Source organism: Kitasatospora sp. NPDC059408 (genome assembly GCF_042751525.1).
Classification (GTDB): domain Bacteria; phylum Actinomycetota; class Actinomycetes; order Streptomycetales; family Streptomycetaceae; genus Kitasatospora.
The window spans coordinates 51,359-76,584 of sequence record NZ_JBHYWI010000008.1; the positions used below are offsets into that span (position 1 = coordinate 51,359).

The 25,226-nt window shown below is 75.6% G+C and carries 19 protein-coding genes; 6 read left to right on the plus strand and 13 right to left on the minus strand.

Features of this window, described 5'->3' with window-relative positions:
- Nucleotides 1–139: 139 nt before the first annotated feature.
- Together ACFXDE_RS08050 and ACFXDE_RS08055 are read right to left on the minus strand one after the other, a co-directional pair.
- Nucleotides 140–1,429: a nucleotidyl transferase AbiEii/AbiGii toxin family protein gene (locus ACFXDE_RS08050; protein ID WP_380491978.1), complete on the minus strand. Its 1,290-nt coding sequence runs from the start codon at nucleotides 1,427–1,429 to the stop codon at nucleotides 140–142.
- Nucleotides 1,426–2,175 carry a hypothetical protein gene (locus tag ACFXDE_RS08055; protein ID WP_380448950.1) on the minus strand — a complete coding sequence of 250 codons (750 nt, stop codon included), beginning with the start codon at nucleotides 2,173–2,175 and terminating at the stop codon, nucleotides 1,426–1,428. The genes ACFXDE_RS08050 and ACFXDE_RS08055 overlap by 4 nt, the downstream gene beginning before the upstream one ends.
- A gap of 222 nt (nucleotides 2,176–2,397) precedes the next feature.
- Between ACFXDE_RS08055 and ACFXDE_RS08060 the strand changes: the two genes are divergently transcribed.
- Nucleotides 2,398–2,904, plus strand: a complete 507-nt coding sequence (locus tag ACFXDE_RS08060) for an SRPBCC family protein (RefSeq protein WP_380491981.1) — start codon at nucleotides 2,398–2,400, stop codon at nucleotides 2,902–2,904.
- 57 nt (nucleotides 2,905–2,961) lie between these two features.
- On the opposite strand, the gene ACFXDE_RS08065 is transcribed toward ACFXDE_RS08060, so the two are convergent.
- The 9 genes from ACFXDE_RS08065 to ACFXDE_RS08105 form a co-directional block, all read right to left on the minus strand.
- Entirely contained in the window at nucleotides 2,962–4,365 is a 1,404-nt protein-coding gene (locus ACFXDE_RS08065) for a hypothetical protein (protein ID WP_380491983.1), read from the minus strand.
- Between the two features lie 248 nt (nucleotides 4,366–4,613).
- Nucleotides 4,614–4,943: a DUF3040 domain-containing protein gene (locus ACFXDE_RS08070; protein WP_380491985.1), complete on the minus strand. Its 330-nt coding sequence runs from the start codon at nucleotides 4,941–4,943 to the stop codon at nucleotides 4,614–4,616.
- A 152-nt stretch (nucleotides 4,944–5,095) separates the two neighbouring features.
- Nucleotides 5,096–6,001, minus strand: a complete 906-nt coding sequence (locus ACFXDE_RS08075) for a hypothetical protein (protein ID WP_380491986.1) — start codon at nucleotides 5,999–6,001, stop codon at nucleotides 5,096–5,098.
- 416 nt (nucleotides 6,002–6,417) lie between these two features.
- Nucleotides 6,418–10,632 (minus strand): SAV_2336 N-terminal domain-related protein, encoded by a 4,215-nt coding sequence (locus ACFXDE_RS08080; protein WP_380491988.1) that lies wholly within the window; start codon nucleotides 10,630–10,632, stop codon nucleotides 6,418–6,420.
- A gap of 7 nt (nucleotides 10,633–10,639) precedes the next feature.
- Complete coding sequence (locus ACFXDE_RS08085; RefSeq protein WP_380491990.1) at nucleotides 10,640–11,698, minus strand: AAA family ATPase; 1,059 nt, start codon at nucleotides 11,696–11,698, stop codon at nucleotides 10,640–10,642.
- Nucleotides 11,695–13,404, minus strand: coding sequence for a hypothetical protein (locus ACFXDE_RS08090; RefSeq protein WP_380492171.1), 1,710 nt, complete (start codon nucleotides 13,402–13,404; stop codon nucleotides 11,695–11,697). Before ACFXDE_RS08090 ends, ACFXDE_RS08085 begins: the two co-directional genes overlap by 4 nt.
- A 5-nt stretch (nucleotides 13,405–13,409) precedes the next feature.
- Nucleotides 13,410–14,294 (minus strand): trypsin-like peptidase domain-containing protein, encoded by an 885-nt coding sequence (locus tag ACFXDE_RS08095; RefSeq protein ID WP_380491992.1) that lies wholly within the window; start codon nucleotides 14,292–14,294, stop codon nucleotides 13,410–13,412.
- Between the two features lie 32 nt (nucleotides 14,295–14,326).
- Nucleotides 14,327–14,761, minus strand: coding sequence for a CU044_2847 family protein (locus ACFXDE_RS08100; protein ID WP_380442850.1), 435 nt, complete (start codon nucleotides 14,759–14,761; stop codon nucleotides 14,327–14,329).
- A gap of 115 nt (nucleotides 14,762–14,876) precedes the next feature.
- Nucleotides 14,877–16,439 (minus strand): MFS transporter, encoded by a 1,563-nt coding sequence (locus ACFXDE_RS08105; protein ID WP_380491994.1) that lies wholly within the window; start codon nucleotides 16,437–16,439, stop codon nucleotides 14,877–14,879.
- A 90-nt stretch (nucleotides 16,440–16,529) separates the two neighbouring features.
- Between ACFXDE_RS08105 and ACFXDE_RS08110 the strand changes: the two genes are divergently transcribed.
- Entirely contained in the window at nucleotides 16,530–17,267 is a 738-nt protein-coding gene (locus ACFXDE_RS08110; protein WP_380491996.1) for a TetR/AcrR family transcriptional regulator, read from the plus strand.
- 19 nt (nucleotides 17,268–17,286) lie between these two features.
- Here ACFXDE_RS08110 and ACFXDE_RS08115 read toward each other — a convergent pair whose 3' ends face one another.
- On the minus strand, nucleotides 17,287–20,202 hold the full coding sequence (locus ACFXDE_RS08115) for an AAA family ATPase (protein ID WP_380491998.1): 2,916 nt from the start codon (nucleotides 20,200–20,202) through the stop codon (nucleotides 17,287–17,289).
- A 155-nt stretch (nucleotides 20,203–20,357) separates the two neighbouring features.
- The gene (locus tag ACFXDE_RS08120; protein ID WP_380442858.1) at nucleotides 20,358–21,020 is read right to left on the minus strand and encodes a DUF4232 domain-containing protein; all 663 of its coding nucleotides are present in this window, start codon (nucleotides 21,018–21,020) and stop codon (nucleotides 20,358–20,360) included.
- A gap of 223 nt (nucleotides 21,021–21,243) precedes the next feature.
- On the opposite strand from ACFXDE_RS08120, the gene ACFXDE_RS08125 reads away from it, so the two are divergent.
- From ACFXDE_RS08125 to ACFXDE_RS08140, 4 genes are all read left to right on the plus strand, one after another.
- Nucleotides 21,244–22,023, plus strand: coding sequence for a phosphotransferase family protein (locus ACFXDE_RS08125; protein ID WP_380492000.1), 780 nt, complete (start codon nucleotides 21,244–21,246; stop codon nucleotides 22,021–22,023).
- Between the two features lie 33 nt (nucleotides 22,024–22,056).
- Nucleotides 22,057–22,677, plus strand: coding sequence for a sigma-70 family RNA polymerase sigma factor (locus tag ACFXDE_RS08130; protein WP_380492002.1), 621 nt, complete (start codon nucleotides 22,057–22,059; stop codon nucleotides 22,675–22,677).
- Nucleotides 22,678–22,781: 104 nt separating this feature from the next.
- Complete coding sequence (locus ACFXDE_RS08135; RefSeq protein ID WP_380492004.1) at nucleotides 22,782–23,735, plus strand: MerR family transcriptional regulator; 954 nt, start codon at nucleotides 22,782–22,784, stop codon at nucleotides 23,733–23,735.
- Between the two features lie 205 nt (nucleotides 23,736–23,940).
- Entirely contained in the window at nucleotides 23,941–25,224 is a 1,284-nt protein-coding gene (locus tag ACFXDE_RS08140; protein ID WP_380492173.1) for an NAD(P)/FAD-dependent oxidoreductase, read from the plus strand.
- Nucleotides 25,225–25,226 lie beyond the last annotated feature (2 nt).

Here is a 25,226-nt window from a genome sequence, read left to right on the forward strand (position 1 = left end):
CGTGCGGACCATGGTCGTTCGAAACACCGATGACGCTCCTTGCTCAGGTATGACAGGGCGTCCGAACGCTCGCAGGGGCGGATATACAACACGTCAACACCCTGACGATTCACCGCAGCGCACCGCGCCGGCCACCGGTTTACGGAGCGGTGGGGGCCGCTCGGTCGGCGGTGAGGCGGGTGCAGGTCTCCTGGAGCTTCTTGAGGCGCGGGTCCGCCGGGTCGTCCAGGTGGGTGATCACGGCCTGGTGGGCGCGCTCAAGGTCGCCGTCGAGCAACTCGGAGGCCACCATCAGGAGGCGTTCCGGCCGGGTGCGGCGTTCGCTCAGGTGCCGGAGGACCGCGTCGAGGCCCTCGCGGGCCATGAGCTCCCGCAGGCCGTCCACCACGGGGGCCATCCACAGCGCGCGCAGGGCGTACTCGCCGCGTCCGGCGAAGGTGGGGGCGAGGGAGACGAGCAGTTCGGCCGGGTACGCCTCGACCGCTTCGGTGAAGGCGGGGTGGTCCTTCGCGAACTCGTCCCAGTCGACGTCGAGTTCGGCGATCGCGTCCGGGAGCACCGGCCACCACGCCCAGTTCTCCTCCGAGCGCAGGAAGACGTCGCGCAGCAGCTCGTACGGGACCCGGGCCGTGCGGGCGAGCAGGACCGCGTCGTGGAGGTCCTTGCCCTGCGGGTGGTTGTCCGAGATCAGCCAGAGGATCTTCCAGGCCAGCGAGAGCTCCGGCGTGGCGGCGACCAGCGGGCCGTCGACGCCGGGGAGTTCGACCTGCCGCGGCTCGGCCGGCAGGTGCTCGGTGAAGACGAAGTCCAGCTGGACGGTGCCCTCGGGCACGCCCGGCGCCGTCCACGGCAGGACCAGGCGCCGGCCCGGCACGCGGCTGTACGTCCAGATCTCGTCGGCGACCGCCCGGTCCGCGTGCAGGCGCACGCCGCACGCGCCCGCCCCGGACGACGACGACTCGTCGGCGGAGGCGGCGAGTTCGTCGAGCATGCGGCCCGTCCGCTCGTCCTCCAGCTGCCACTCCACGGGCCGCACCACGAAGTCCAGATCGCCCGGCTCGCGCGCCTCCTCGCCGTACCAGGCGCGCAGCAGCACGCTGCCCCGCAGCACCAGGTGCTCGGCCCAGGCGGAGCGGGCGACGGCGGACAGCACCGTGTTCAGCGCCTCGCGCCGGGCCGCCAGCCAGCGCGCGGCCACCGCGGGGTCGGCGAAGGCGGGCTCGCTGGGGCGCAGCGCGCGGGCGTAGCCGGCCAGGGCGGGGTCGAAGACCGGCTGCTGGGTGACGGTCTCGTCGTCGATCGGCCGGAGGCTCCTGGGCAGGTCCTGCTCGGCGCGGACCTCCTCGGACGGCGGCTGCTTCGGCAGCACCACGTCCTCCCAGGGCCCGTACGGCAGGTCCTCCCACGTCGCGGTGCGGTCCTCGGTCATCGTGCTGCTCCTTCCGCGCGCCGCGGGGCGACCCGGCCCCCGGCGGCCCTTCCACCAGTGCTCCGGCCCTCGGTGCACTGCTCTTGAGTGATCCAGCCGCTGTCCAGCGCCTCGTCACTGTCCACGGCGACGAACTCCCGCTCCACCGAGACGACCTCGCGCCCGTCGACCGCCAGCTCGCCCAGCAGCGCGTCCAGCCGCCGCCCGGCCGTGGCCAGCCCCACCAGGCGGCAGCGCTGCGTGACGAACTGCTCCCGCAGCCCGTCCGCGCGCACCCGGCGGGCGTTGCGCGACAGGTGCGCGCCGTGCCGCACGGCGAGCGCGGCCAGCCGGACGGTGTCCTCGCCGGGGACGAGCAGCAGCTTGACGTGGTGCTCGAAGTACCGCCCGGGCCCGTGCTGCGCGGCCTCGCCGTCCGTCGCGGGGACGCCGTCGGCCCAGGGCGTGGCCTCGACCTTGGCCCGCAGGACGGCGAAGCCCGCGTCGGTCAGGCGCCGCGCCGTGCGGGCCGCCGCGGCGGCGACCTCGTCGAGCGTGCCGGAGGCGCGGAGGTTGAGCATCGGCTGCGACACGGCGGCGCCGCGGGCGAGCAGGATGTGCGTGTACGTCAGGCCGTTGGCCGCGGCCCACTCGGCGAGCGCGTCGACGGCGCCCGGCTCCACGGTGAGGTGCACCTCGAACTCCCCGCTCAGCGCGGGTGGAGGCAGGGGTCGGGCCAGGCCCAGGTCAGGATGGGTGACGAGCATGGGAGCATCCTGGCAGGCCTCTCTGACAACCCGTCCCCGGGGCCCTCACCACGTCGCACGGAAGCAGTTCGAACCCCAACGGGCCCGCCCCGCAGGCCAACCGCGGACGGCGGCGGGACGGGCCGTCCGCGCGAAACCGGTTACCGATCGGTAGAGCCGCGCCGCCCGTCAGCACTAGGGTGGCCGACGTCGCAACGGTGCGGCAGGGGAAGAAGGACGACGATGGTGCGGTTGGTGGACGGCCCGACGGTCGAACTGGACGTGTACGTCGCGGCGCCGTGCGCGAGGGTCTGGGCCCTGGTCAGCGACATCACCGTGCCGACCAGGTTCGGCGGGGAGCTGTACGAGGCCGAGTGGCTCGACGGCGCCACCGGGCCGGCCGTCGGCGCTACCTTCGTCGGCCGCAACCGCAACGAGCTCCTCGGGCAGTGGGAGACCGTCTCGCGGATCGCCGACCACCGGCCGGAGCGCGCGATCGGCTGGGACGTCCGCGGCTTCAAGGGCGGCTTCGACCGGCCGGTGGCCCGCTGGCGGCTCGACCTCGAACCCGAGGGCGACGGCACCCGGCTCCGGCACTCCGTCACCCTCGGCGCGGGCAGCTCGTACCTGAGCCGGGCCATCGCCGCCGAGCCCGGGCGCGAGGAGGAGATCATGGCGCTCAGGCTGGGCATGCTGCGGCAGGGCATGCGGACGACCCTGGACGGGATCAGACGCCTCGCGGAGGCGTGAGCACCCGCCGGAGCGGAGGCGTGAGCGCCGGCCGGAGCGGAGGCCCCGGCGCCCGGGTCACAGGTACACCGGGTGCGGCCGCCCGGAGCCCGCGACGTTGTGGCGCTCCCCGTGGCTGGCGCGGGCGAAGGCGGAGACCAGACGGCCGTCGACCGCGCCCAGGGCCACGTCGTGGCGGGGGGCCGGCCCGTCCACGACACCGTGGAGGTGGGGGCTGGTCACGTACTCCTGGACGAGCCACCCCTCGGCGCCCGCGAGGCCGACGGCCGCCTCCCAGGCCGACCCGTCGGCGGTCTCCCGGCCGATCACCACACCGTGGCCGCGGGTGTCCAACGGCCGCTTGAGGACGTAGCGTTCGCGGTCCCGGACGACGGCGCGGAGGGTCGCGGCGTCGCAGTGCGCGAGGTTGCGCGACCACGGGACGGCGGGGTGGACCCGCCGGTAGTCGGCGGGATCGAAGAGGTGCGCGAAGCGCGGGTCCGAGAGCACCGCGAGGCACAGCTTGTTGTCGCCGATCAGGCGTCCGCGCAGCCCGTTCTGCACGAACAGGCCGCCTTCGCGCACGGCCTCCAGGTACGGCGCCGCTCCGTCACCCATCCGCAGCAGGTCCTGGATGCCGACCTTGGCGAACGCGTGCCGCACCGGTTCCCCGTGCAGGGTGACGCCGTGGCGCCCGTCGGCCACGAGTTCGCGCGGGTCCGCGTGGAGGACGCGGACCCCGAGCGCCATCAGGGCGGTGTCGTAGTCGCGGGTGTCGGCGCGGTAACTGCCGTCCGGGCAGAGCAGGGCGACGGTCTCGGGGCGGGTGCCGGTGTGCTGCTCGGCGACGCGCACCAGCCAACTCCCCGGCCAGGCGGGGTCGTCGGCGGGCAGCGGGGGCGGCAGGCTGATGCCGTGCCGGTCCAGCAGCGGCCGCCAGGCCGTGCGGCCCCGGCCGGCGCCGGGCAGGCCGCCGGGGCAGTTGGCGTTGGTCTCCAACACCCGGAGCGTGCCGTCGGGTTGGGGCAACAGGTCGATCCGCAGCAGGTGCACTCGCGTGTCGCGGGCGGCGGCCACGTGATCGTGCAGGGCCTGAGGAACCGTCACGACCTCGCGCAGTCCGCGGTCGTGCTCCCAGGCGGCCACGACCGTCTCGATCACCCGGTGGTACGAGGCGACGAACGCGTCCAGCTCGCGACGCAGGTGCGAACGCAGACGCAGCGGCAGCCCCTGCGCCTGCGGCTGCGCCCGCACGATCTCGAAGACCTGGGACTCGGCCAGCTCGCGCCCCTCGGACTTCCGCGCGATCGCGACGACCTCGCGGGTGAACTCCTCGTCCAGCCCGGGCCACGTGTACCCGTCGGCTCCGGCCTCCTCCGGATCGGGCACGAAGGCAGGGGGCGGCATGACGGTGGTCGCGGTGGTCGACCTGGCGGCGGCCTGCTCGACGTCGGGGCGGCCGGGGCCGGGGATCGGGTGCATGACGGAGGTCCTTCCGGACGGGGGTGGAGGCGTGCGGCGGCCCCTCCGGCACGATGTGGTGGGCACGCACGTGATCCCGGAGTATCCAGCCCCCCGCGAACGACTCGGCGCACCGCACCGCCCGGTTCGCCGGATCGGGTGAGGCGGCCGAACACGCGCGGGATTCGCGGCGGCCGGAACGACCCGTCGTCAGCGACCTTCGCTCCACCCGTCGTCGGCGGGTTCCCGAGCGCTGACGCGCCGGCCCGTCAGCGCCCCCGCCGCCTGCGACGGCCGGCGACGACGCGTGCGGACAGCAGGACGAGCACCGCCGCCCACACGAGGCCGACGGCCGTGAGGTCGACGGCCGAAGGGGCATGCATGCTCGCGCGCAGGACGATGAACGACAGCGCCACCAGCACCATCAGCGCCGTCATGGGCACCCGCCCGGCCACCCGGGCCACCCCCGGGAACCACGGCGACATCCGGGGCCTCATCGTGCTGAGCCGACGGTGCAGCCGCCCGTCCGTCGCCCGCAGCCCCGCCTCGATCTCCGCGAGCACCTGCCGCTCCTGCGCCGAGAGCGCACGCCCGTGCATCGCCGCCTCCTTCCCGCCCCCTGGACAACGGGTGGCAACGAGCCGTTTTCCCACTGCGGCGGTCTCCGACACGCCCGGAGGAGAAGCCGCGGCCGGCGCGCCGCCGCCGGGGCCCCGACTCCCGGCCCCGGCCCCGGCGGCGCCCGCAGTGATCAGCCGCCGTAGACCTGGTCGGCGGGCGGCGCGGCGATCGGGTACGCCGAACCGATCTCGCTGACCACGGTCGTCATGGCGGGCTGGACCCCGGCGGGGGCGGTGCCGGCCGGCCCGGGCTGTCCCGGCAGCGCCGCGAGCTGCGCGGCGACGACGTACGGGTGGTCGGTGTCGGTGACCGCGAAGACGGCCCCGCTCTCCGCCTCGGCGAAGGTCAGACAGGCCTGGCCGTCGACGGTCACGGCGGGACCCGCGGTCACCGTGCCGACGTCGCTCAGGTCCGTCTTCGACCCGTCGCCGCCGGCATCGCAGACGTCGGCGTCCAGCGGGCTCGTGGGCGCGTCCGACGTCTGCTTGACCCACGTGCCGACCCGGTCCGCCGGCAGGTCCGGGGTCCAGTCCCGGGCGCCGGCGGCGTTGGACCTGACCCATTCGTCGGCCCCGATCAGGACGGCCTCCACCACCTCCGGCACCGCCGCCGCGCCGCCGTTCGGGGCGGGCGTCGCCGTCAGCGTGCCCGCGCAGCCGACGGGCGTGACGTGGACGTCCCAGACCCCCTCGGCGTACGAGACGGGGTTGCTGCCGATGGACGACAGCGCGTGTTCGACCGTCTTCTTCCGGTACGAGGTGACCTGGTCCGAGTTCGTCCCGGCCTCGGTGAGGATCTGCGCCGCGGTCAGCCCGCGCAGCCCGGCGGCCTTCGGGGTCGCGGCCGGGCCGCCGCGGGGCAGGACGAGGCCCTCGATGCCCGACCCGCCCGCCGGGCTCGGCGCGGCCGCGCCTCCGGCCGCCCCGGGGCCACCGGCCGGTGCCGGGAGCGGCGTGCCGGAGCACGCCGCGAGCAGGGCCAGGACTGCGGTGCCGGCCACGGCTCTGCCCAGCGCCCTGAGTGCGGTTTCCTTCATGGCGGCCATCCGTTCCCCTCAAGGTGGCGATTTTCCCGGCCGCTCCCTGCGCATCGCCCGGAATTCCGACGGCCGCGTCCAGGAAGGCGAACCCGGAAACCTCATACGTCACGGAGCTCTTGCATGCCGGGCACAGGAATCGGTTGCTGTTCCGAACCGGCGCCGTCCGTCGGCATGAACCGACCTGCCTCAGGCCTCGGCCTGGCGGATGCGTCCTGCGGGTCGCTCACTCTGCCACTCCTCGGAAGGACGCCGGAACCCTGCGCCAAGTGTCAGGGTTCCGGCGGATGTGCGCGCCCCTCGGGAGTCATCGATATCGTTCTGATACTCGGTCAGGAATTTCTCCCGACCCCTTTTCTGAAGAAACGTTTCATCACTGGCATCGAATGACTGCTCCCGGTCAATTTCCGAATACCTCATCCGGCGCCGGTAAAGCGCGCGATCGGGCGCAGGCGGGGATGGTCGGGGCCGAGGCACTCACGGAGGTACTCGTGGGCGCTGCCGGCCAGGCGGGCGGCCTCCTCGCCGTCCCCCTTCGCCGCCAGTACCTGGGCCAGGCGCCAGCGGTTCTCTCCCAGGGCGGGGTGGGGGCGGCTCTCTCCGTGGACCCGGCGGTGCAGGACCGCCGCCTCGTCGAGTGCGGCCTCGGCCTCGTCGTGCCGCCCGAGGGCGGACAGCACCATGCCGTACATGTCGAGCGCGACGGCGAGGCGGTGGGGCTGCTTCTCCGCGCGTTCCCGGCGGTAGGCCAGGACCGCGTCGGCGACGGCCGCCATCTGCGCCAACTGCCGGACGCGGAGCTGCTGGTAGGTCTCCGGACTGGCCTCCCAGCGGGACTTCAGCTGGTCGAGGTACTCGCGCATGACGTCCACCAGCGTCTCGCTGGCGGCCATGATCACGTCGAGCCCCTCGACGTCCTGACCGGTCCCGGCCTTGCGGATCGCCGCGGCCAGGACTTCGCAGGCCGACAGGCTGGGGCGGTCCTGGAGGAGGGAGAGCCGGGCGCGGTCCTGCCGGATCGCCACCTCCAGCACCTCCGCGCCGGCCGGCAGGTCCGAGCCGAAGCGGAGCAGCCCGGTCCAGGCGTGTTCGAGGTGGGTCTCGGCCACGTCCAGCTCGCCGGCCTCCAACTCGGTGAGGCCGAGTTCGCGGTGGACCTCCGCCTCGACGAGGAGGTCGGACACGGCCGGGGTGCGGGCCGACCTGATCGTCTCGGCCGCCGCGGACAACTCGCTTCTGGACGCGTCCAGTCGGTACCGCTCCCGGTGGATGGCGGCGGCCAGTCGGCGGGCGCGGACGGTCCCGCCCCCGGGCAGCGCGAGCGCCTCCTCGACGCTTTCGAGGGCCTGGTCGAACCGGCCCGCACCGTAGAGGACGCCGGCCATCAGCACCACCGCGTACACCGACGTGCCCGGCGCTCCACGGACCAGCGTCCGGCGCTGACGCAGGTACGCCTCGGCGGCGTCGTAGTCGCCCTGGGCCGCACGGAACCTCGCCAGCCGGTAGAGGAGCTCGGCAGCGGGCTGCACCACGTCGCCCTCCAGTGCCGGGTGTTGGAGCACCGTGTGGGCGTGCGGGAGGAGAGCCGTGCAGGCGGCCCAGCCCTCGCGGGGCGTCGGGTCGGGCGGGAAGCCTTCGAGTACGGCGCGGAGGGCGGTGGTCGCCCACTCCTTCCGCTCGTCGGACGTCATCCGCGCCCGGACGGCGCGCTGCAGGCCGACCGCCATGTGGAAGGACAGCGAACCGCGGCCGTCCGGAACGAGCCGCAGCAACCGCGCGGCGGACACCTGCTCCAACGCGTCGGGCGAGAGCGACGCTCCCCTCCGGTGGGAGGCGCGCAGGCCGTGGTTGACCAGTTCCACGGATATTCCGGCGAGGTCCAGGAACGCGCAGACCGCGAGGGCGTCCAGTGCCTCGCCGCCGAGTCCGGCGAGCAGCGGACCGTAGTCGACCGGTGGTTCGGGTGCCGGCCGGGCCGGTTCCCGGCCGGCCCCGGTCCTCGGCGCTACCGCGGTGTCGGTGGCCCGGGAGAGCACGTCGGGCAGGGCGGCGAGGTCGTCCTCCGCCGCCTTCGTGGAGGCCGCGGAGCGCGGCTCGGACCGCCGTTGGTAGGCGGGGAACTGGAGGACGTGTCCGTCCAGCACGGCGCGTTCGGTGGTCACCACGCGGGAGGTGATCAGGACGCTGCCGTAGCCGTCGGGCGGCCAGCAGTCACCCAGCAGGGTGCGCGGTGACGTACCGGCCATCCAGCGCTCGTGGTCGGGGAAGTCCCTGCCGAGGTCGTCGATGACGATCAGCCAGCCCGGGTGCTCGGTCAGCCACCGGTTCCGCTCGGTCGTGACGTCGCTTCCCGGCGGCGCGCCGTGCACGGCGGCCAGGCTGTCGAGGGACCGCGCGACCGTGTCGCGACTGCGGCCGTCCACCCACCACACCATCGTGTAGTCGGCGAGGTGGAGGTGCGCGTAGGCGAGCGCCACGGAGGTCTTGCCGGTGTGGTTCGGGCCTTGCAGCACACAGAGCGAACGGCCGGCCGGCCGGACCGTACGGCGGGCTCCCGCCGCGGAGCCGTCGGGATGCAGGATGCGCTCGACCTGGACGAGCCGGCTCTCCCAGCCCGTCACGTCGGGCAGGTCGGGCGGAAGGTTGTTCCAGGCCGGCCGGGTCGCGTCGGGAGGGGGCACGGCGGTCTCCCCGCCCGCCGGCCTGCGCCGCTGCCACCAGCGCCGTTCCGGGCGGGGTTCGTCCGCACCGTTCAGGTCGGGGAACCACGCGGCGAATTCCATCGCCGCCCCGGGGATCACCATGGGCGACGCGTCCGGTTCCCGCTTCCGGGCCCGCTTCTTCGGCGTCGCTTCCGCCTGGGGTTCCACCGCCACCCGTTCCCCGGCCGCCCGCGCCCCCGCCGGCAGGCTCACCGCCAGCCGTTCCGCCAGTGCCCGGTCGGCGCCGCCGAGGCCGCGGAGCACCTCCACCGCCACCTCGGCGAACGGGACGCTCTCCGCCGGCAGTCCGGCTCCGGTGCCCGAGCCGGCGTCGGCGAGCGCCGCCAGGGCGCGGAAGTCGAGCGTGCCGCCGAACGCGCCCGCCACCGACTGGGACACCCCGGCCAGCACCCGCAGGACCTGGGCGGACTCGCTGCGCGTCAGCGTGCCGAGCAGCCGCTCCCGCACGCCCGGGCGGAAGTCGTACAGCACCGTCTCCGGGTCCTCGCCGGGCCGTACCGGGGAGCGCCGTTCGAGCAGGCCGGACAGGTAGATCTCGGCGAGGTGCATGGCGGAGGAGTCGCGGAGCATCGCCGCCTGCACGTGCCGCATGACCGGCAGGCTGAGGGGCGCCGCGGCCAGGAGGCCGGCGAGTTCGTACGCCGTCGGGGAGGCCTCCCGCCGGAAGCGGGCGAGCAGGTGGGCGGGCGGTTCGTCGGCGGGCGGCGACGGCTCGGGGCCGGTCGCGTGCCCGTCCAGCGGCACGGCCAGGGCCGGCGTCCAGTCCGATGCCCGTCCGGACAGCATGCGCGCCCAGGGGGCGAGCCAGTCCGCCCGCAGTTCCAGGACGCCGGCCCAGGCCGTCCCGGGGGCGCCCCACCCGTCGTCCTCGGGCGCGTGGACGACCGTCGGCCGCTCCCCCGGCCGGAGGCGCGCGCGGGCCGGGACGGGCCGTAGAGCCGTGCGGTGCCAGTGGCGGCGCGGCAGCACCTGGAGGACGGTGACCGGGGCGTGCCGGCTCCACCCGCGCATGGCCGCGGGCAGCGCGCCGCTGTGCCACAGCGGGCCGACGCCGTCCGTGAGCAGCAGGATCACGCGGCGTCCGCGCGGGTCGGCGGTCAGGCCGAACTCCCGTCCCTGCGCGGTCGCGCCGCGCGGTGCCAGGGCGGGCGCCCCGTCGCGGTCGTGGACGGACCACACGCGTACGCGGTGGAACGCGCCGTGGCGGCGCAGCAGTGCGCCGAGGTCGTCGCCGAGGGCGGACCAGACGGCCATGGTCGGGCCGCCGTCGATGACGAGGTCGACGTCGAGCCAGCGTTCGGGGGCGCCGCGCCAGACCGGGAGGAGCAGCCCGGCCTGGCCGGAGGCGGAGACGGTGGCTTCCTCGTCGAGGACGAGTTCGCGGGTGGAGCGGACGGTGCGGCGCAGCGGGCGCAGGGCGCGGGAGAGGGCGAGGGTGCCGGTGAGTGCGGGCCGGGCGGGGCTGCGGACGGTCGCGGCGGGTGCGGCACTCGCGGCCGGCGGGCCGGGTGCGGGCGGCAGGTGGAGGGGGATCACCGGCTCGGGCTCGGCGGGTCGGGGAGTGGGCGGACCCGGCGGAACGGGTTGCGGCGTCGTACCGCTCTCGGCCGCCGCCCGGTCCACCGCGGCCCGCAGCGCCGCGCTCCACGCCGCGGTGGCCTGCTCGTCCGCGGCCGGGTCGACGGCGGGCAGCGGCGGGAGCGCCAGCCCCGCGACCGGGCGGTCCTGCGGCACGTCCGGCGGGGCGTCCGGGCGCAGCCCGCAGGCCCGCGCGAGCCAGAGCACGTCGGCCAGGTCACGCGGGTCGGTGCTGCCCGCAGGCTCGGCGCCGTCGGCGGTCAGGAGGCGGCCGAGCTGGCGCAGGAGCTCCGGGGGGACGCGGGTGGCGGGCACCGGGGTGGCGGGCACGGTGGGGTCAGCGCTCCTCTAGCGAGCGCAGGAGGTCGCGGTCGACCAGGCGCCGTCCGGCTTCGTCGTCCCACAGGCCGCGGGAGGCCATCAGGAGGGCGTTGAGCAGCTGGTCGTTGGCGAGGTCGGCGCCCTCCTCGTGCTGCTTGGCGAGGAAGCGGGCGATCAGCTGCTCGCGCACCGCGGCGGGGACGGCGGTCGGGCCGGCGAGGTGGGCGGCGACCATGCGGGCCAGCTTGTCGGGGCCCGGGCGGGGGATCTCCAGGCGCAGGCAGCGGCGGAGGAAGGCGGGCGGGAACTCGCGTTCCTCGTTGCTGGTGAGGACGACCAGCGGGAACTCCGTGCAGCGGACCCGGCCGCGGTGCAGCGGGGCCCAGCCCTCGTCGTCGGCGGTCATGACGCGGGCCTCCTCGTCGTCGAGGCGGCTGAGTTCGGGGATGACGAACTCGCCCTCCTCGAAGACGGTGAGCAGGTCGTTCGGCAGGTCGAGGTCGGCCTTGTCGATCTCGTCGACGAGCAGGACGCGCGGCCGGTCCCAGGGCAGCAGCGCGGTGCCGAGCGGGCCGAGCCGCAGGTAGGGGCCGATGCCGGGGGCGGGCCGGGAGCGGCCGTCGGCGTCGGCGGGTCGCAGTCCGGTGTCCTGGAGGCGGCCGATCGCGTCGTAGTGGTACTGGCCCTCCTGGAGGGTGGAGCGGCTGGTGATGGGCCAGTGCAGCACGGGGCCGAGGCGCAGCTCGTGCGCGACGCTGTGGGCGAGCGTGGACTTGCCGACTCCGGGCGGGCCGGTGACGAGCAGCGGGCGGCGCAGGTGCAGGGCCATGTTGACGAGGTGGATCTCCTTCTCGTCGGCCTGGTAGGCGGCGGCCTGGTGGGCGCGGCCGAGTTTGCGCGCGGCCACGGCCTCGGCCATCTCGGGCGGCGCGGGCAGGTCGGCGACGTCGTCCTCGCGGCGGAAGGAGCGCCAGGGCGGGGCGTCGGGGAGGTCGCGGATGCCGTCGTGCGGGGAGCCGGTGGACCGGTAGATCCACCAGTCCGGGCCGCCGGTGTCGTCCGGGGCGGTGGTCATGCGTGTGGTCCTTCCGGCGACGGGGCGGTCGAGGAGACGGGGGCGGAGACCGGGGCGGGGACGGGGGCGCGGAACGGGGCCGGGGCGAGCCAGGCGGCGTGCCCGGGCTCGTCCCAGAGCAGGGTGAGGTGGTGGCCGAGGTCGCTCCCGTCGTCCTCCCTGGCCGCGCGGCGGCGGCGCTGGACGTGGGTGGCCAGGGCGGGCAGCTGAGTGGCGGACAGCTCGGCCAGCAGCACGTTGATCTCGGCCGGGCTGCCGGTGTCGTCGCGCCGCCAGATCATGACCGGGATGCCCTCGCGCACGGCGTCCTTGACGGCCTGGTGCCCGACCCCGCGCCGCTTCGGGTGGTAGGCGTACGGGAAGGACAGCGCGAGGATCGCGGTCTGCGGCCGGCTGTCCAGCCAGCGCCGGACGTCGCCCTTGGTGCCGCCGAGGTGCAGGGCGCGCCCGGTGAGCTCGGCGTCGATCGGGGCGGTGCCGTCCGGGTGGACGATCCAGCCGGGCAGGTCGGCGACGGTGCCGGGGCCGCTGCTCTCCACCGTGGCCTCCAGGGCCCGCCACTTGTTCTTCCACGCGGTGTGCCAGAACGCGGACCTGATCCGGTCCAGCGAGCGCACCACGACCGGGAAGTGCATGCCGACGCGGTAGCCGTCCTCGTCCATCGGCCAGAGTTCGGCGGGGTGGCCGAGCAGGGACCAGGGCAGCAGGAACTCCACCCGAAGGCCGTCGGCGCTCGCCGCCTCGGCGGCCAGTTCGCCCCAGGTGGTCAGGTGCCGGCTGCCGTGCTGCTCCAGCGCGGAGCGGGGCAGCGGTTCGTCGCCCGCCCGTTTGGAGATCAGGCGCCAGGGCTGCTCGTCGGTGCTGTAGAGGGCGGCCTCGAACTCGTAGACGGGCTCGGCGTCGGAGCCGACCGGCGAGACGTCGTCCAAGGTGATCTGCAGGACCAGCGGGTGGTGCTGGGCGGGGCCCGCCGCCTCCCGGGCTCGCCGCGCCGGGGCGGCCAAGTCGCGTTCGGTCAGGCCGAGTTCATGGGCGTGGCGCTTGACGAGGTCGGTCAGCAGGACGGCCTCCGGCCCGGGGCACGCCGCGGCGAGGCGGACGAGGAAGCGCAGCAGCAGCGGGGGGCCGTCGTCCAGCCGGGCCTGGTTGAGGCGGCTCACCGCCTCCGGCAGGCCGTCCTGCGGCCGGACCGGGTGGGTCTCGCCGGGCTCGCACGCCGACTCCACGAGGTGCAGGACCCGGGCCGGCCTCGGCTGGGGGTTCAGCGAGCGCAGCGTCCACAGGAGGACGAGCTGCGCCTGCGGGTCCAGCAGTCCGGGCTTGACGACGGCGTCGACGGCGGCGTCCAGCCATCCGACGGCGGCGGTGCCGGGGCGCAAGGTCCGCAGGGACTCGCCGAGTTCGCTGAGCGCGTGGAACGGTTCGTGCCACTGGCGGCAGGCGCGGACCAGTTGCAGGAGGTGGTCCCGCGCCTGCGGGCCGTCCGGTACGACGAACGGCGCGGACGGCCCGAGCCGGTCCCGCAGGTCGGCCAGGAGCAGGTGGCGGCTCTCCGGCTGGTCGAGGTCGGGCACCTCGCACAGGAACGCGTGGAGCACGGCGTCCGTCTTGGCCGACCACGGCGCCCGGCCGCCCGGCCCGCCCGGGGCCGGAGGGGCTCCCGGCGGGCTGTGGTGGCCGCCCAGCTTGGCGAGCCGGTGGAGCATTTCCCTCACGGACCGCCCTCCGGGTCGCTCGTCAGGGTGCGCAGCTCGTCGACGGCGGCGTCGCCGAGGCGCAGGAGCTCCAGCGCGTCCGTCACGGCGGCCAGCGCCGCGGCCGGGTCGCGGTGCCGCAGGCAGGCCTGCACCAGCTCCAGCAGGTGGTCGGTGGTGTGCGGGCGGTGGGCGACGTGCAGCGGGCCGGCGGCGAGGCTCTCCTCCGCCGTCCGCACGACGAGGAGGCGGAAGTCCGGGTCGTCCATGCCCGGGACTCGGAGCAGGACGGGCAGCAGGGCGCGCGCAGTGGGCAGCGGACGTTCCGCCACCCGTCCCGCGAGCCGCGCGTGCAGCGGATCGTCCGCGGGCAGCACGTCGGCCAGCGCCGACAGCGGTGTGAACCAGCCGCCGCGCACGCCGTCGAAGTCCCGGCTGCCCTTGAGCACGCCGCAGACGGCGCCGGAGTCCAGCCGGATCACCATGCCCCCGCTGAACCCGTCCCGGACCTCGTCCCCCGTCAGCCGCACGTACCCGGCCGCCGGTCCGGCGACGGTGAGCAGCAGCGAGTCCCCGTGGACACCGGGCGTCGGGGTGTACGGGGTGAAGCCCGCCACGAGGACGGCCGTGCCCGGGGGCGGGACGTCGGTGTCGAGGACGAGCGGTGAGGGCGACTCGAAGGGCACGGCGAGCGTGAGCAGGGCGAGGTCCGGAAAGGCGTGGAAGCGCCCCTCCCCCGGATCGGCCGGGAACCGCCGCGCCGGGCGGACCACCGGCGCCCGCCCGAACCACCCGTCCGCGGCCGGCTCGTCCACGGCCCGGCGCGCCACGTGTGCGGCCGTCAACACCAGCCCGGGCGCGACCAGGAACCCGCTGCCCAGGAACGCCGTCCCGTCCCTCACCCCGACCGCGGCACCGCGCGCGGCCGGCCCGGTCACCGCTCGTCGCCGCCCTGCGGCACGAACCCGGCCCCGCGGCCGGCCCGCGCCGCCGCGACCCGGGCGGTGTCCCAGCTCATCCGGACGGTGAACGACGCCTCGCCGCCGGCCTCGGCCAGCACCCCGATCACCGCACCGGACTTGACCGCGAGCTTGAGCCCGAACTCGACCTCCAGCGTGTCCGGAACGGCCGCCCCGGTCCCGCCGATGCTGTCCGCGGCCCACCGCCCGACGCTCTTCACCACCTCGCGCACCGCGTCCAGCCGCTGCGGCAGCTCGGCGAGCGCCTTGGCGGCGGTGTCCCGCACCCCGGCGTCCCCGCCGGCCTCGGCCCGGTCCAGCACCGTCACCTCGGCGTGGACGTACGCGCCCTCGCCGAGATCCACCGTGATGACGTCCCCCATCGACAGACTCCCCTCCGTCCGGTTCAACGACAGAACTATAGGACGATCAGCCGATGGTGACTGCTGATCAGCAGACCTCGGGAGCCACCCGGACGTCCGCCGGGCCGTGCGGGGGCGGTGAACCCGCCCCCGTCGCGGGCGGTCACAGCGCCGGACGGGCCAGTGCGTCCGGTGCCGTGCGGCCGGCCGCCGGCGACGGAGCGGTCAGTGGTCCGCCGGGCAGGGCGAGTGCGGCGAGGGCGCCGAGCAGGCAGACCGCCGCGGCCACGACGCCGGCCACGTGGAAGCCGGTCATGAACGAGTGCCGGACGGCGTCGAGCAGGCTCCGCTGCGACGCCGCGGGCGACTGGGCGGCGATCCGGAGTGCGGCGCCGACCGACTGCCGGGCGGCGGCAGCCGTCGCCGGCGGCAGGCTGCCGAAGGACGTGGTCGCGAGGTGGTGCGCGTAGAGCGAGGTGAAGACGCTGCCCAGGACGGCGACGCCCAGAGTGCCGCCGGCCTCGCGGGTGGCGTCGTTGACGGCCGATCCGACTCCGGCCTTGGCCGGGGGCAGGACGCTGAGGATCGACTCGGTGGCCGGTGCCGTGGTCAGGCCGAGCCCGAAGCCCATGAGCACCATCTGCCCGACGACGCTCGTGTACGAGCTGAACGTCGGCGAGGCGGCGATCCACCCGAACGAGGACGCCAGCAGCAGGAGCCCGGCCGTCACGACGGCGCGGGTGCCGGCGCGGGTGGCGAGGGCGACACCGCCGACCGAGCCCAGGGCGAGGGTCGCGGCGACGGGCAGGATCCGCACGCCGGTCGACAGGGTGCCGTACCCGCGGACGAACTGGAAGTACTGCGTGACCAGGAAGATGAATCCGAAGAGCGCGAAGAACGCGACGGTGACGCAGCCGCTGGCGGCGGCGAACGCGGGCGTGCGGAACAGGGTCACGTCGATCATGGGCCTGGGGCGGGCGCGCTCGACCACGACGAAGGCCGCGGCCAGGGCGGCCGCGACGGCGAACCCGGCGATCGTCGCGGGGGCCGTCCAGCCGCGCACCGGCGCCTCGATGACCGTGTAGACCAGGGTGCCGATCGCGCCGGAGGACAGCACGAGACCGGCGGGGTCGAGCCGCGCCTCGGCCGGGGCGCTGGACTCGGGCACCCAGACCCACGCGGCCGCGAGGGCGACCAGGGCGACGGGGACGAGGGCCAGGAACACGGACGGCCAGGCGAAGTGCGCGAGCAGCAGCCCGCCGCAGACCGGGCCGACGGCCACGCCGAGGCCGGTGACCGCGCCCCACAGGCCGACGGCCTTGGCGCGCTCGCGCCGGTCCGGGAAGGTGTTGGTGATCACCGACAGCGTGGTCGGGAAGATGACCGCAGCGCTCGCGCCCATCAGCACGCGCAGGGCGATCAGCGCGCCGGGGCCGCCGGCCGTCGCGCCCAGCGCGCTCGCGAGCGCGAAGGAGGCGAGGCCGAGGAGCAGGGCGGGCCTGCGCCCGAAGCGGTCGCCGAGGGAGCCGGCGGTCAGGACGAGCGCGGCGAAGGCCAGGTTGTAGCCGTCCACGATCCACTGCAGGTCGCGCGTGGTGGCGTGCAGCTGGCGGCTGAGGTCCGGCAGGGCGACGTTGACGATCGTCGCGTCGAGGTTGATCGCGAAGGCCGCCAGGCAGACGGCGAAGAGGACGGCGCCGCGCCGGCGGGGAACTGTGAGGGACATGGGGTGCCTCCGTACTGCCGGAGCAGCATGTTGACAGTGGGCACATTTGCGACGATTCCACTCAAAGTGGACAATGTCAACATGGAATCCGTGGAGACCGCCACAAGCACCGCCGAGCCCGCGCCCCGCCGGGGCTACCACCACGGCGGACTGCGGGAGGCCCTGATCGAGGCCGGGGTCGCGCTGGCCCGCACCGGAGGGCCGGACGCGGTGGTGCTGAGGGCTGCGGGCCGGGCCGCCGGCGTGTCCCACAACGCCGCCTACCGCCACTTCGCCGACCACGAGGACCTCATCGCGGCCGTCGGCGAGCGCTGCATGCACCACCTCGGCCGGCTCATGCTGGAGCGCGCGGCCCGGGCGACCGCACCGGACCCGGCCACCCGGGCCGCGGACCGACTGGAGGCCATCGGCCGCGCCTACGTCGACTTCGCCCTGACCGAACCCGGCTGGTTCCGCACCGCGTTCTCCGGAGCCTCGCCGGGCGGCAAGCGGCTCTGCGCGACCGAGCCGGAACCGCCGGCTGCCGAATCCACCGAGCCCGCTGAAACCGCTGACCGAGACGTCCGGGCCGACCGAACCGACCCGGGGACGGATCCCTACCTGATCCTGGGCGCAGCACTCGACGACCTGGTCGAGGCCGGGGCGATGCCCGCCGAGCACCGCCCCGGTGCGCAGTACGCCGCGTGGTCCGCGGTCCACGGCCTCAGCGCACTCCTGGTCGACGGACCGCTGCGCACGCTGCCGCCCGCGGAGGTCGAGTCCGCCGCGGACGCCGTCCTGGCGGTCGTCGGACGCGGCCTGGTGACGCCACCGCCCCCGGCGGGCTGACGGCCGGACGGGTTCCGCCTCACCCGCCCGCGTCGGTCCCGTCGGCCTCCGGCAGCCGGCTCAGCGCGTCGCGCAGCGCGGCCCTCGTCGTGATGCCCAGTTTGGGGAAGACGCGGTAGAGGTGCGAACTGACGGTGCGCGGGGACAGCCGGGTCCGCTCGCCGATCTCCTTGTTCGTGAGCCCGCTCGCGGCGAGGTCGGCGATCCGGCGCTCCTGCCAGGTCAGGGCCGCGGGTTCCGGGGTCGCCGGGCCCGAGGGCAGGCCGGCTTCCCGCAGCTCGGCGCGGGCCCGGTTCTCCCACGCCGTCGCGCCGAGCCGGTCGAACTCCTCGGCGGCCAGCAGCAGCGGGGCCTGCCGGGCCGCCCGGGGCGCCTTCAGCTGCCGCAGCCTGATGCCGTGCGCCAGGCGGATCCGCGCCAGTTCGAAGGGGAAGTCCTGAGCCTCGGGGTACGCCTCGACGCGCGCGTACGTCCGCGCGGCCTCCGTCAGGTCGTCCGCGGTCATCGCGAGGGCGCCGTAGGCGGACAGGGCCAGCCGCGGGGACGCCTCCGGCAGACCCGCGTCGCACGCCGCGAGCGCGTGCCGGCGCGCCTGCTCGCGGCGGCCGCTGTACAGCGCGGCCTCGGCCAGTTCGAGCAGCGCCCGCGGGGCGATCTGGTGGGCGTGGCGGTCGAAGCTGCCGGGTGGCGTCATGCCGATGGCGTACAGGTAGGCCGCCTCGAAGTCGCCTTCGGTGAGCGCCGCTCCGGTGGCGATCGCCTCGGTGATCTGGGTGAGCAGGCCGACGCCGCGCGGCCGCGCCCAGGCGTCCACGGCGGACTGCAGCTCGCGCGCCTCGTCGAGCCGCCCCTGCCGGGCGGCGAGCTGCCCGAGGCAGGCGCGGGCGTGGTAGGCGAGCAGGACGTGACCGTGCGCGGTGGCCAGGTCCAGCGCCCGCTGCGCCAGCCGGCGCGCCTCGTCCCACTCGCCGGAGTACATCCGGTCCAGCATCAGCATCCGCAGCAGGACCATGACGCTCGACACGGCGCCGGCCTCCTGCTCGCGCTCGACCGCGCCCCGCAGCTGGGTGCGGTACTGGTTCAGGACGTCGACGTGGGACGCGCAGACCCCCAGCCGCGCCAGGTCCCAGGGGGCCAGGTTCGCCGGATCGGCGAACGCCTGCTCCAGGCGCGCCCGCAGGCCGACCCCGCTGCGGGCCACGGCGCTCGCGTCGTGGTACATCGCCGTCAGGGGGTGGACCAGGTCGCCGAGGGCGTCGAGGATGCGGTCTGTCCGCTGCCACAGGGCGGGGTCGCCCGCGTAGTGGGCCATCGTCACCAGGGCGTCCGCCGCGCGGGCCAGCGTCTCGTCACGGGTCAGGGTCTCGTCGCGGGTCAGGGTCTCGTCGCGGGTCAGGGTCTCGTCGCGGGTCAGGGTCCCGTCGCGGCTCAGGGTCCCGTCACCGGTCCGCGCCGCCCCGCCCGCCCGGCGCTCGACCGCCGCCGCGAGCCGCTGGAAGGCGGGCCGGACCGCCCCGGACTGGACGAAGTCGGCGTGGGCGGAGGTGAGCACGGCGGCCAGCGGCTCGGCCGCGCCGGGTTCCGGCTCCGAGCGGTGGAGCAGCCGCTGGGCCTCGTCCAGCAGCGCCGCCTGACCGGCGGTGTAGGCGGCGTCGCCGAGCCGCCGGGAGCGCTGCGCGGGGTCCTCGCTCAGCTCGGCCGCGCGGGTCAGCCAGCTGACGGCGGCCGCCGCGCCGCCGCGCCGGGTCGCGGAGCCGGCCGCCGCTTCCAGCGCCGCCGCCACGGACTCGTCGGGGTCGACGGCCGCCGCGGCCAGGTGGCCGGCGTACCGCTCGACGTCCGCCCGGTGCACCCGGGCCAGTTCGGCGTGCGCGGCGCGGCACTGCTCGGGCGTCGCCAGCTGGACGACGGCGGAGCGCACCAGCGGGTGGCGGAAGACGAAGTCGCCGCCGGCCGCGTCGACGTCGAGCAGACCGGAGGCGGCGGCCTCCTCGACGCCGCGCATCCGGTACCGCGTGCCGTGGTCGCCGCCGCGCTGCCGGCCGGCGGTGCCGTCGAGGGCACCCCGCAGCAGTTCGGCACGGGTGCCGGGCTCCAGGCGCTCGATCCGTGCAGCGTAGAGGAGTTGGAGGCGCCGGGGCAGCGGGAGACCGGCGCCGCCCGGCAGACCGCCGCCGGGGTGCGGCGCGGCCGGGCCGGGCGGGAGCTCGTACAGCGCCAGCGGGTTGCCCCGGGCGTGGTCGAGGACGGTGCGGCGGGCGCGCGCGTCGAGCCGTGGACGGTGCAGCTCCAGGAGGCGCTCGGCGTCCTCGTCGGACAGCGGCGCCACCGGCAGTTCCGGGAGGCGGGCGTCGTCGAAGCGGGAACGCTCGTCGGCCCGCAGGGCGATCAGCATCTTCACCGGGCCGGCCGCCAGCCGGCGGGCGACGAAGCCGCACACCTCGGCGCTGGCGTCGTCCAGCCAGTGCCCGTCGTCGATCAGCAGCGTCAGCGGCCGCTCGGCGCCGGCCGGGGAGAGCAGGTCGAGCACGGCGATGCCGAGGGCCATGACGGACGGCGGCTCGCCAGTGCCGCGCCCGAACACGACGTCGAGGAGCGCCCGTTGCCGCGCGCCGAGGCGGGCGGTGCGGTCCAGCACGGGGTAGAGGCACTGGTGCAGCCCGGCGAACGGCAGCTCGGACTCCGCCTCGACCCCCGTGACCCGGATCAGTGCGTGCCCTTCCCGGTCGGCCAGCCCGGCCGCGTGGCCGACCAGGGCGCTCTTGCCCACGCCCGCCTCGCCCCGCAGCACCAGGGCCCGGCCCTCGGGCGCGGTCACGAACGAGGCCAGCGCGGCCAGTTCGCGCTCCCGGCCGATCAGGGGCACGCCCGAGGGGTCGGAGGCGCCGGGCCAGGGCCGGATGCCGTCGATGCGGAGCCTGCCATCTGCGGCCACGTCCCGTCCTTCACCACTGATCGGCGCTTGAAGTGCCTCCGACTGTCACACCGATGCAGCAATTTACACGTCCATTGCCATCCGATCATCGTGCTACTGCCTGGGCCCGGGCGCGCCGCGACGTGACGGGCGCCGCGCCTGGGGCCGTGTCGGTGCTACTTGGGTGCCGCCGTCATGGAGGCGACCGCCTCCGCCGTGGTGGCCCGGTAGAGGCCCATGCGGGGGTTCAGGACGCGGACGCCGTCGGGGAGCGGGAAGTTCTGGGTGTTCGCGAGGGGCATGTTGGTGCCCTCCTCGTCGGCCAGGACGTTGAGTTCGTTGATGCCGGGGGCGGTGCCGGTGGTGGCACCGCTCGGGTCGAGGTCGATCACGGCGTAGGCGTTCTTGCCGGCCGGGACCGGGAAGCGCGAAGTGCCGCTGGCGAGTACCGGCTTGATGTTCTTGCTCTGGTCGCGCGCGGCGGAGTTGCCCAGGTCGACCCCCGGGGACGAGCTCAGGGTGCAGGCGCTCGCGCCGGTGTTGCGGACGTCGATGACCCACTGGTTGGGCGCCCCGGCGCGTGCCGTCACGTGGATCGAGAGGTGCTGGATGTCGCACGGGTCGGTGGCGGCGCCGGTGCCCCCGGTGGGAGGCGTGTGCGTGGCGGGGCGCGACGCGGCGCCCGTCGGGGGCGTGACGGCTCCCTTGGTGGGCGCCGCGGTGGCCGTCGGGCCGGCGACCGGGTCGGCGTTGTCGGGCCCGCAGGCGGTCAGGGCGAGTCCGGCCCCGACGACGAGGACGGCGGGGACGAGCAGCGGGCGGCGGTTGCGGACGGACATGGTGGCTCCCCGATGGCGGTTCGTGCTGACTGCGTGGACACCTCACAGGACGGTCGTCCGACGGCATTCGGTGGCACGCGTGGCGTCACAATCATCAGGACATGACAGGGACGCGACCGTGACATTCCGTCAGGTGTGGCGCGGTTGACACGACGAGCCGTCCGGAGTCGGCCGGTCGGATATTCCCTGTGACATCCACGGCCCTCCCGGGATACTGCTCGCCATGGATGAGATCGAGGTCGTCGTCGCCCATTCCGAGCGCGCGACCCTGCGCGTCGGCGACGTGTTCCTGAAGGTGGACGCCGACCGGGCGCGCATGGACGTCGAGGTCGAGGCGATGGCCCTGGCGCCGGTGCCGACGCCGGAGGTGCTGTGGCACGAGCCGCCCGTGCTCGCGATCGCCGCGCTGCCGGGGCGGGCGCTCGGCCGGCTCGGCGAACCGTCGGCCGCGTCACCGGCGGCGTGGGCCGCGGCCGGCGCCGCCGCACGCAGGCTGCACGACGCGCCGCTGCCGCCGTGGTCGGCCCGGGGAGTGGACGAGTTGGCGGCGGACCTCGACCGCGAGTGCGCGTGGCTCGTGGCGAACGCCGTCCTGCCCGCCGACCTCGTCACCCGCAACCGGCGGGTCGCCGAGGCCGCGCTGCGGCCGTGGACCCCGGTGTTCACGCACGGCGACCTGCAGACCGGTCACGTGTTCGTCGACGGCGACGAGGTCACCGGCATCATCGACTGGTCCGAGGCCGCCCGGGGCGACGCCCTGTTCGACCTCGCCGTCCTGACGCTCGGCCACGAGGAGCACCTCGGCGACGTCCTCGCGGGCTACGGCGCCGACGTGGACGTCGACGTGATCCGCGCGTGGTGGTCGTTGCGGAGCCTGCTGGCGAGCCGCTGGCTGGTCGAGCACGGCTTCGACCCGTCCGCGCCGGGCTGCGAGTTCGACGTGCTCAAGGCCCGGATGCAGGAAGCCCGCGCGGGCGAAACGCTGCACAGACGCTGCGAGTAGCCCTGATCATCCGCCCGGCCGCACCGTTGCCGTGTGACCCTCTGCACGCAGCAGCGACCCGATGTGCAGCCCCTCCCCTGGATCAACGACGTGGCGCCCGAGGAGTTGCGCCGGCTCGTCGTGGCCGTGGCGGGCGGGAGCGAGGAGGCCTTCGCCCGGCTGTACGACGCCGTCGCCGGACCGGTCTACGGCACCGCCCTCCGGACGCTGCGCAATCCGGCGCACGCCGAGGAGGTGGCGCAGGAGGTGCTGCTGGAGGTGTGGCGCGGGGCAGCCGGGTACCGGCCGGAGCGGGGCACGGTGATGGCGTGGGTGCTCACGATCGCCCGCCGCCGCGCCGTGGACCGGGTCAGGTCGGTGCAGGCCGCGTCGGACCGGGAGACGCGCGCCGCGTCGCTCGAACCGCCCGTCGGCGAGTCGGTCGTCGACCTGGTGGAACACGGGCTGGACGTGGAGCGCGTACGGGCGGCGCTCGCGGGGCTGAGCCGGGTGCAGCGCGAGTCGCTGGTGCTGGCGTACTACGGCGGGTACTCGCAGCGTGAGATCGCGCAGATGCTCCGTGTGCCGCTGGGCACGGTCAAGACGCGCATGAGGGACGGACTCATCCGGCTGCGGGCGTCGTTCGCCACCGGTCCTGCGGTCGGCCTCGGATGAGTGCCGGCCCGAAGGCCGTGGGGCGGGGCCGCCGGCCGGACGACAATGGGTGCGCCTCCGGTGACTCTCCGGGGGCTTCTGACGCCCCGTTCCCGGAGGACCTGATGGCCGAACCGCCCGTGCCCGACGCCGGGATGCCCACCGGGAGCGTGGCCCGGCGCCTGGGCGTGTCACCGACGACGGTCCGCTCGTGGGAGCGCCGCTACGGCATCGGCCCGTCGGACCGGGAGCCCGGGCACCACCGCCGCTGGAGCGCGCGCGACATCGCGGTGCTGGAGGCCATGTGCCGGCTGACGGCCCGTGGTGTCCCGCCGGGCGAGGCCGCGCGGGTGGTCCTCACGACGGCGAGCGAGGAGCCGCTCCAGCCCGAGGAGACGGCGGCCGCACGCCCCGGGGGAAGCCGGGCGCTGCGCGTGGGGACGGTACGCCCCGAGTGCCGCGGCCTGGCCCGGGCGGCCGTGCGGCTGGACGCCCCGGAGGTGGCCCGGATCCTGCGCGACGCCGTCCACGCGCTGGGGGTCGTGGACGCGTGGACGGAGGTGATGATGCCCGCGTTGCGCGCCGCCGGCCGCAAGTGGGCCGCCGAGGGCGAGCAGTACGTCGAGGTCGAGCACCTGCTGTCCTGGCACGTGGCCTCGGTGCTGCGGCATGCCGCCGTGCAGCCCGCGGAGGTCCGGGCGGTGCCGCCGGTCGTGCTGGCCGCGATGCCCGCCGAGCGGCACACGCTGCCGCTGGACGCCACCGCGGCCGGGCTGACCGCGCGCGCCCTGCCGTTCCGGATGCTCGGGTCGACGGTCCCGCCGCGGGCGCTGCTCGACGCGGTGCAGCGGATCGGCCCGGGTGCGGTGATGCTCTGGTCGCAGGACCGGCGGACGGCCGACCGGCAGCTGGTGCGGCGGGTGACCGACAGTGCGTGGGGGCCGCGCGGCTCCCGCGGCCGGGCGGTGGTGCTGGTCGCCGGTCCCGGCTGGGACCGCTCCCGGCTGCCGGCCCGCACCGCGAGCCCCCGCACCCTGGCGGGCGCGCTCGACCTGCTGGAGGAAGCGGTCGTCCCGTAGTCCCGGCCGCGGCACATCGCCGGCGCCACAGCCCGATCCGCCGGCCGATGCCCCGACCAATCCGCCGAATGGACGGCTCCGAAGGTCCGGTGCAGACAGCACCCGGGCCGCACCCGCGGCCCCGACGAACCGAGGGGCCTTCGTGACGACAGTCGACACCGTCTCCACCTCCGGAGCCGTCCCGCGGCCCCGGAGCGGACCGCCCGTGCGCCACGCGGTGGTGGTGGGCGCCGGCGTGGCCGGGCTCACCGCCGCGTACGAGCTGTCCGGGGCGGGCGTGCGGGTCGAGCTGTTCGAGGCGGACGAGCGGCTCGGCGGGCACGCGCACACGCAGGAGGCCGTCGGGCCGGCCGGGCGCGCGGCGGCCCTGGACACCGGGTTCCTGGTGCACAACGAGCGCACCTACCCGCACCTGGTGCGGCTGTTCGCCGAGCTCGGTGTGCGCACGCAAGTCAGCGAGATGAGCCTCTCCGTGCACTGCGACGGGTGCGGCCTGGAGTACGCCGGTGCGCGAGGCCCGGCCGGTCTGCTGGCCCGGCCCGGGGCCGCGCTGCGCGGCCGGTACCTGCGGATGCTGGCCGAGGTGCCGCGCTTCCACCGGCGGGCCCGCCGCCTGCTCGCGAGGCCCGGGGACGACGGCCCCAGCCTGCGCGAGTTCCTCGCCACCGAGGGCTTCTCGCCGTACTTCGTGAGCCACTTCATGACGCCCGTGGTCTCGGCGGTGTGGTCGTGCGCGCCGGATCTCGCGGGCGACTACCCGGCGCGCTACCTGTTCAGGTTCCTCGACAACCACGGCCTCCTCAGCGTGAACGGCTCGCCGACCTGGCGCACGGTCGTCGGCGGCTCCCGGACGTACGTCGAGCGGATCGCCGGGAAGCTCGCCGAGCGGCAGGGCGCGGTGCACCGGTCGGCCCCCGTCCGGGCGGTGCGCCGCCACCCGGGCGGCGTCACGGTCGTCACCGCGGACGGACGGCGCACCCGGGCGGACGCCGTGGTGATCGCCACCCACGCCGACCAGGCGCTGCGGCTGCTCACCGACCCGACCGACGCCGAGCTGGAGGTCCTCAGCGCCTTCCGGTACTCGCGCAACCCGACCGTCCTGCACCGCGATTCCTCCCTCCTCCCGGAGGCCGGCTGGGCCCGGGCCTCGTGGAACTACCGGATGCCCTCGTGCGACGGCCCCGCCGACCGGGTGCGGGTGAGCTACCACCTCAACCGGCTGCTGCGGCTGGACACCGGCGACGACTACCTGGTCACGCTCAACGAGGACGAGCACGACACCGTCCCCGAGGATCTGGTGGTGTCCCGCACGGTCTACGAGCACCCGATCTACACCGCCGGGACCGTCGCTGCCCAGCGCCGCCTCCCCGAACTCGCCACCGCCACAACCGCGTTCGCCGGCGCGTACCACGGCTGGGGATTCCACGAGGACGGCTGCCGCTCGGGTGTCCGCGCGGCCCTGTCCCTGCTCGGGGCGGAGGCGCCGTGACC

Coding starts and splice junctions, on each gene's coding strand:
- ACFXDE_RS08055 (WP_380448950.1), bottom strand. CDS start 2,175: ATGCTCGTCACCCATCCTGACCTGGGCCTGGCCCGACCCCTGCCTCCA.
- ACFXDE_RS08135 (WP_380492004.1), top strand. CDS start 22,782: ATGGCCGAACCGCCCGTGCCCGACGCCGGGATGCCCACCGGGAGCGTG.
- ACFXDE_RS08125 (WP_380492000.1), top strand. CDS start 21,244: ATGGATGAGATCGAGGTCGTCGTCGCCCATTCCGAGCGCGCGACCCTG.
- ACFXDE_RS08050 (WP_380491978.1), bottom strand. CDS start 1,429: ATGACCGAGGACCGCACCGCGACGTGGGAGGACCTGCCGTACGGGCCC.
- ACFXDE_RS08120 (WP_380442858.1), bottom strand. CDS start 21,020: ATGTCCGTCCGCAACCGCCGCCCGCTGCTCGTCCCCGCCGTCCTCGTC.
- ACFXDE_RS08085 (WP_380491990.1), bottom strand. CDS start 11,698: ATGACCACCGCCCCGGACGACACCGGCGGCCCGGACTGGTGGATCTAC.
- ACFXDE_RS08090 (WP_380492171.1), bottom strand. CDS start 13,404: ATGCTCCACCGGCTCGCCAAGCTGGGCGGCCACCACAGCCCGCCGGGA.
- ACFXDE_RS08070 (WP_380491985.1), bottom strand. CDS start 4,943: ATGCACGGGCGTGCGCTCTCGGCGCAGGAGCGGCAGGTGCTCGCGGAG.
- ACFXDE_RS08075 (WP_380491986.1), bottom strand. CDS start 6,001: ATGAAGGAAACCGCACTCAGGGCGCTGGGCAGAGCCGTGGCCGGCACC.
- ACFXDE_RS08065 (WP_380491983.1), bottom strand. CDS start 4,365: ATGCACCCGATCCCCGGCCCCGGCCGCCCCGACGTCGAGCAGGCCGCC.
- ACFXDE_RS08105 (WP_380491994.1), bottom strand. CDS start 16,439: ATGTCCCTCACAGTTCCCCGCCGGCGCGGCGCCGTCCTCTTCGCCGTC.
- ACFXDE_RS08060 (WP_380491981.1), top strand. CDS start 2,398: ATGGTGCGGTTGGTGGACGGCCCGACGGTCGAACTGGACGTGTACGTC.